General features: G+C 46.0%; 5 protein-coding genes and 1 pseudogene. All 6 read left to right on the top strand.

Annotated elements, in window-relative coordinates:
- Positions 1 to 7: 7 nt before the first annotated feature.
- Positions 8 to 217: pseudogene (locus MC24_RS09770) on the top strand (transposase); the annotation flags it as partial.
- Positions 218 to 317: 100 nt separating this feature from the next.
- Positions 318 to 680, top strand: a complete 363-nt coding sequence (locus MC24_RS09765) for a transposase (protein WP_235280269.1) — start codon at positions 318 to 320, stop codon at positions 678 to 680.
- A gap of 136 nt (positions 681 to 816) precedes the next feature.
- A complete protein-coding gene (locus tag MC24_RS00730; RefSeq protein ID WP_038051575.1) occupies positions 817 to 2271 on the top strand; it encodes an alpha-N-arabinofuranosidase in 1455 nt (484 codons plus the stop codon).
- A 28-nt stretch (positions 2272 to 2299) separates the two neighbouring features.
- Positions 2300 to 3388: an aldose epimerase family protein gene (locus MC24_RS00725; RefSeq protein ID WP_008193754.1), complete on the top strand. Its 1089-nt coding sequence runs from the start codon at positions 2300 to 2302 to the stop codon at positions 3386 to 3388.
- A 158-nt stretch (positions 3389 to 3546) separates the two neighbouring features.
- Complete coding sequence (locus tag MC24_RS00720; protein ID WP_008193751.1) at positions 3547 to 4599, top strand: sugar-binding protein; 1053 nt, start codon at positions 3547 to 3549, stop codon at positions 4597 to 4599.
- 87 nt (positions 4600 to 4686) lie between these two features.
- On the top strand, positions 4687 to 5486 hold an 800-nt coding region (locus MC24_RS00715), incomplete at its 3' end, for an ABC transporter permease (RefSeq protein WP_235280268.1).

The raw sequence follows: 5486 nt of genomic DNA, 5'->3' as shown, positions 1-5486 counted from the left end.
CGTTGAAGTGGAGAACAAGTCAACAGATGCTTTGGGAATAGACCTTGGAATCAAGGACACGATCACATTGAGCGACGGAAGAAAATACAGCATGCCAGACCTTTCAAAATACGAGAGACAGATCAAAAGACTTCACAGACGATTATCCAGGAAGCAGAGAGGTTCAAAGAACTGGGAGAAAGCACGTTTGCGTCTTGCAAAGCTGTACGAGAAGATAGTCAACATAAAAAGCGACTGGCTTCACAAGATCACCCACGATCTTGTCAGCGAAAGCCAAACTGGAAAGAATCGTGGTGGAAGACCTCAACATCAAAGGTATGGTTCAGAACCACAGACTTGCCAGGCACATCCACATGCAGTCGTGGAGGAGATTCTTAGAACTTCTCGAGTACAAGGCAAAGCGCTGTGGGATCGAAGTGATAAAAACAAACAGATACTATCCCTCGAGTCAGATGTGCAGTGAATGCGGATACATAAACAAAGAAGTCAAAGACCTGAGCGTCAGAGAATGGACGTGTCCTGTATGTGGAGCGCACCACGATAGAGACGTGAACGCTGCGAAGAATCTTGCCAGGTACGGCTTGATGCTATCAGTAGGGCGGGAACCGTCCGAGTTCATGCCCGTGGACCGTGCTCTGGCGGCGGAACCCGAAAGGGGTCTACGAGCCACCACGGGTTGAAGCGGGAAGCCATGACTTCTATAAGTCATGGTAGTTCACCTTTTCTGGAAAAGTTCCTTTACCTCTTCAGCTGTCAACGGCCGATCATAGGTATTTCTATAACACCAACTTTCGTGAAGTGAGGAGGGAAAAGAGTATGTCCTACAGGATAGTGGTTGATCCAAAAAAAGTTGTCAAGCCGATTAGTAGACACATCTACGGTCATTTCACGGAACATCTGGGAAGGTGTATCTACGGCGGAATTTATGAAGAAGGTTCTCCGCTCTCTGATGAAAGGGGTTTCAGAAAAGACGTTCTGGAGGCTGTAAAGAGGATAAAAGTTTCGAACTTGAGATGGCCCGGTGGAAACTTCGTGTCGAACTACCACTGGGAAGACGGAATAGGTCCAAAAGATCAGAGGCCCGTCAGGTTCGATCTCGCCTGGCAACAGGAAGAGACGAACAGATTTGGAACGGACGAATTCATTGAGTACTGTCGTGAGATAGGAGCAGAACCTTACATCTGTATAAACATGGGAACTGGAACACTCGACGAAGCTCTCCACTGGCTCGAATACTGCAACGGGAAGGGTAATACCTACTACGCTCAACTCAGAAGAAAATACGGTCATCCAGAACCTTACAACGTGAAGTTCTGGGGAATAGGCAACGAGATGTACGGGGAATGGCAGGTAGGCCACATGACGGCAGACGAATACGCAAGAGCCGCCAAAGAATACACGAAATGGATGAAGGTTTTCGATCCTACAATTAAAGCGATCGCCGTAGGCTGTGACGACCCTATATGGAATCTCAGGGTTCTTCAAGAAGCAGGTGATGTGATTGACTTCATATCCTACCATTTCTACACAGGGTCCGACGATTACTACGAAACGGTCTCTACGGTTTACCTTCTCAAAGAAAGACTCATCGGAGTGAAAAAGCTCATCGATACGGTGGATACTGCTAGAAAGAGAGGTGTCAAAATCGCCCTTGATGAATGGAACGTATGGTACAGAGTATCCGATAACAAACTCGAAGAACCTTACGATCTCAAAGATGGTATCTTTGCATGTGGAGTGCTTGTACTTCTTCAAAAGATTAGCGACATAGTCCCACTTGCCAATCTCGCACAGCTTGTAAACGCCCTTGGAGCTATACACACCGAGAAAAACGGTCTCATTCTCACACCCGTTTACAAGGCTTTCGAACTCATCGTGAATCATTCCGGAGAAAAGCTTGTCAAGACCCATGTTGAATCGGAGACTTACAACATAGAAGGAGTCATGTTCATCAACAAAATGCCTTTCTCTGTCGAGAACGCACCGTTCCTTGATGCCGCCGCTTCCATCTCAGAAGATGGCAAGAAACTCTTCATCGCTGTTGTAAACTACAGGAAAGAAGACGCTTTGAAGGTTCCAATCAGAGTGGAAGGGCTGGGGCAGAAAGAAGCCACCGTTTATACTCTCACAGGTCCGGACGTGAACGCGAGAAACACCATGGAAAATCCGAACGTCGTTGATATTACCTCCGAAACCATCACCGTTGACACCGAATTTGAACACACATTTAAGCCATTCTCTTGCAGTGTGATTGAGGTAGAATTGGAGTAAGAAAAACCGCTGCCAGGAGGAGAAAGAAATGGAATATCTGATGAGCCACATTGAAAAGGAGTTCTTCGGAACAACTTCTGAGGGAATACCTGTATATCAGTACACACTCATAAACAAAAATGGAATGATGGCAAAGATCATCACTTATGGTGCGATAGTTAGAGAGTTGTGGGTGCCAGACAGTTCTGGCACCCTTTCTGATGTTGTTTTGGGATTTGACACACTCCAGGAGTACGAAGCAAAGAACTCGAACTTCTTCTTCGGAGCGATAGTGGGAAGATATGCAAACAGAATAGCCGGTGGAAGATTCGAGATCGACGGAGTCACCTATCAGCTTGCCTTGAACGATGGAGATCGTCCAAACGCGCTCCACGGTGGTGTGAAGGGATTCTACACCAGGGTCTTCAAAGCCGTTCCCATGAAAACGCCCGCTGGACCTTCCCTTGTTCTGAAGTATTTGAGCCACGATGGCGAAGAAGGCTATCCTGGAAATCTGGATCTCACAGTTATTTACACTCTCACAAACGAAAACGAACTGAAGGTAGAGTATCGTGCCAAAACGGATAAACCCACTGTTGTGAACCTCACACAACATTCCTATTTTAACCTTACCGGTGATGGTTCAATACTTGATCACGAGCTTATGATAAACGCAGATAACTACACCCCCGTTGACGAGAACCTTATACCAACAGGAGAAATCGCCCCTGTTAATGGTACGCCTTTCGATCTCAGGACATTCAAAGTTCTGAGAGATGCCATTGAACCGTTGAAAAGCACTACAACAAAAGGCTTCGATATAAACTACGTTTTAAACGGTGAAAATGGAAAGCTAAAGCTTGCAGCCGTTTTGAAGGATAGCGAGACCGGAAGAAAGATGGAAGTTTACACAACAGAGCCGGGTCTTCAACTCTACACGGGAAACTTCCTCGATGTGAAGGGAAAATGCGGTACATACTACGGACCGTACTCAGGTTTGTGTCTTGAAGCACAGCACTTCCCCGATTCTCCAAATCATGCAAACTTTCCAAGCACCATCTTGAGACCAGGTGAGGAGTACAGACAGGTTACTGTTTATAGATTCGTTGTAAACGGTTGTAAGGAGAAGAAAAACTAAGCATTCTGTTAATAATCACGAATAATTTTCTGTATTCTGGTATTTCGATATGAAATGACCGAGAACTGAATTTGAACTTTTCTGTTATTGTAGTGTATATTATGTAATGTACGTACCTATCATAACCATTAGTATTCCTACCGTAGGAGGTGTTTTTCATGAGGAAAGGTTTGCTGTTGCTTGGTATGATTTTGCTGCTGTCGGTGTTTGTTTTCTCAGAAGACATGACAATACTTCTGGCACCGAAATCACTCAACAATCCGTACTGGTTTGCGGTGGAGAACGGGATGAAAGATGCGGCAGAGAAACTGGGAATCAAAGCGATATTCGACGCACCAGTTGAGGCAGATGCAGCGAAGCAGGCAGAGAAGATACTGAGCTACATAGTGAAAGGTGTAGACGGGATAGGCATTTCACCGAACGATCCTGAAGGGATAAAGGTAGTTGTCAAGAGGGCACTTGACAAGGGGATACCAGTAATCATGTTTGACTCTGACTCACCGGACAGTGGAAGGTATGCTTACATAGGAACCAACAACTACAACGCAGGATACGAAGCAGGAAAATTGATGGCGCAGCTTATAGAAAAATACAGACCTGAGAAGAAGACAATCAAACTTGCGATACTCACAGGTGGTCTTGCTGCGTTGAATTTGAACGAAAGGATCAGAGGCTTCAAAGATGCTCTTGAGGACTACTCCAAGAAGAGCGGAAAAGAGATAGTCTACGTTGCTGATCCGTTCCCGTGTAATGACGATGCAGCGAAAGCGATTCAGATACTGAGGGATGCTTCTAGAAAGTACACGGATCTTGACGGGTGGTTCGCTTCAAACGCTTCTCTTGTTGCACCTCCGAACACCATTATTTCGGCTCTCGGTGGACCGCAGAGAGCGAAGGAACTTCTGATAGTTGCTTTTGATACTTTGGAACCAGAGCTTGAGCTTGTCAAAGCTGGTGTTATAAAAGGTCTCATAGGGCAAAGACCGTACGACATGGGTTATTTCTCCACGGTATTGCTCTATTTCATGGCAAAAGATGGTGTTGAAAAAACCCTTGGAAATCTTGAAAAAATAGTGGCAGAATACGGGAAACCTGATTACAAGATAATAAAAGAAAGGGACTACATCATCGACACAGGTGTTGATGTTGTCACGAGTGAAAATATTGATGAGTACTATGAATACGCAAAGAAAATCTATACAAAGCGATAAGTACAAATTCTAAAATTTCGAGATTAATTGGGGGGTCATCCCCCCTTCTTTATGAAAAGAAAAGGATAAAAACAATGGTGAGGAGGCGTGGTTGAGTTGTGGAAAAAGCTGTTCAAGGCGAGGGAAGCGGGGATATTTCTAATACTCATAGCGATAGTGGTGTTTTTAGGGGTAACGACGAGAGAATTTTTGACAGTGGAGAACATATTCACGGTGATACTGAACGTATCGTTCATAGCGATCATGTCATTTGGGATGACGATGGTGATCATCACATCTGGGATAGATTTGTCGGTAGGGTCCATACTTGGGGCGGCGAGTGTAGTGATGGGGCTTTTGATGAATGAGAAGGGTTTGTCACCATTTTTGAGTGTGGTCATAGGATTGGCGGTAGGAGTAGGCTTTGGGCTTGCGAACGGGCTTTTGATCACGAAGGCGAGGTTAGCACCGTTCATCAGCACATTGGGAATGTTGAGCGTAGGGAGAGGACTTGCGTACGTGATGAGCGGGGGATGGCCCATATCACCGTTTCCAGAGAGCTTCACAGTGCACGGGCAAGGAATGGTAGGGCCAGTGCCGGTACCGGTGATCTACATGGCGGTGATAGGGGTGATAGCCCACATATTTTTGAAGTACACAGTGACGGGGCGAAGGATCTATGCGATAGGAGGGAACATGGAAGCGTCGAAGCTGGTGGGGATCAAGACAGACAGGATACTGATCATGGTGTACACGATAAACGGATTTCTTGCTGCGTTTGCGGGATTTCTATTGACGGCATGGCTTGGGGTGGCCCAACCGAATGCGGGGCAGGGGTATGAGCTGGACGTGATAGCGGCTACGGTGATAGGAGGGACGAGTTTGTCTGGTGGTGAAGGGACGATACT

Source organism: Thermotoga sp. Mc24 (assembly GCF_000784835.1).
Classification (GTDB): Bacteria; Thermotogota; Thermotogae; order Thermotogales; family Thermotogaceae; genus Thermotoga.
Note: the sequence above shows the minus strand (reverse complement) of the source record. Positions and strands in the feature narration are given on the sequence as shown.

Excerpts from the sequence above, each read along its gene's own strand:
- MC24_RS00725 (WP_008193754.1), top strand. The coding sequence starts at position 2,300 with ATGGAATATCTGATGAGCCACATTGAAAAGGAGTTCTTCGGAACAACT.
- MC24_RS00720 (WP_008193751.1), top strand. The coding sequence starts at position 3,547 with ATGAGGAAAGGTTTGCTGTTGCTTGGTATGATTTTGCTGCTGTCGGTG.
- MC24_RS09765 (WP_235280269.1), top strand. The coding sequence starts at position 318 with ATGGTTCAGAACCACAGACTTGCCAGGCACATCCACATGCAGTCGTGG.
- MC24_RS00730 (WP_038051575.1), top strand. The coding sequence starts at position 817 with ATGTCCTACAGGATAGTGGTTGATCCAAAAAAAGTTGTCAAGCCGATT.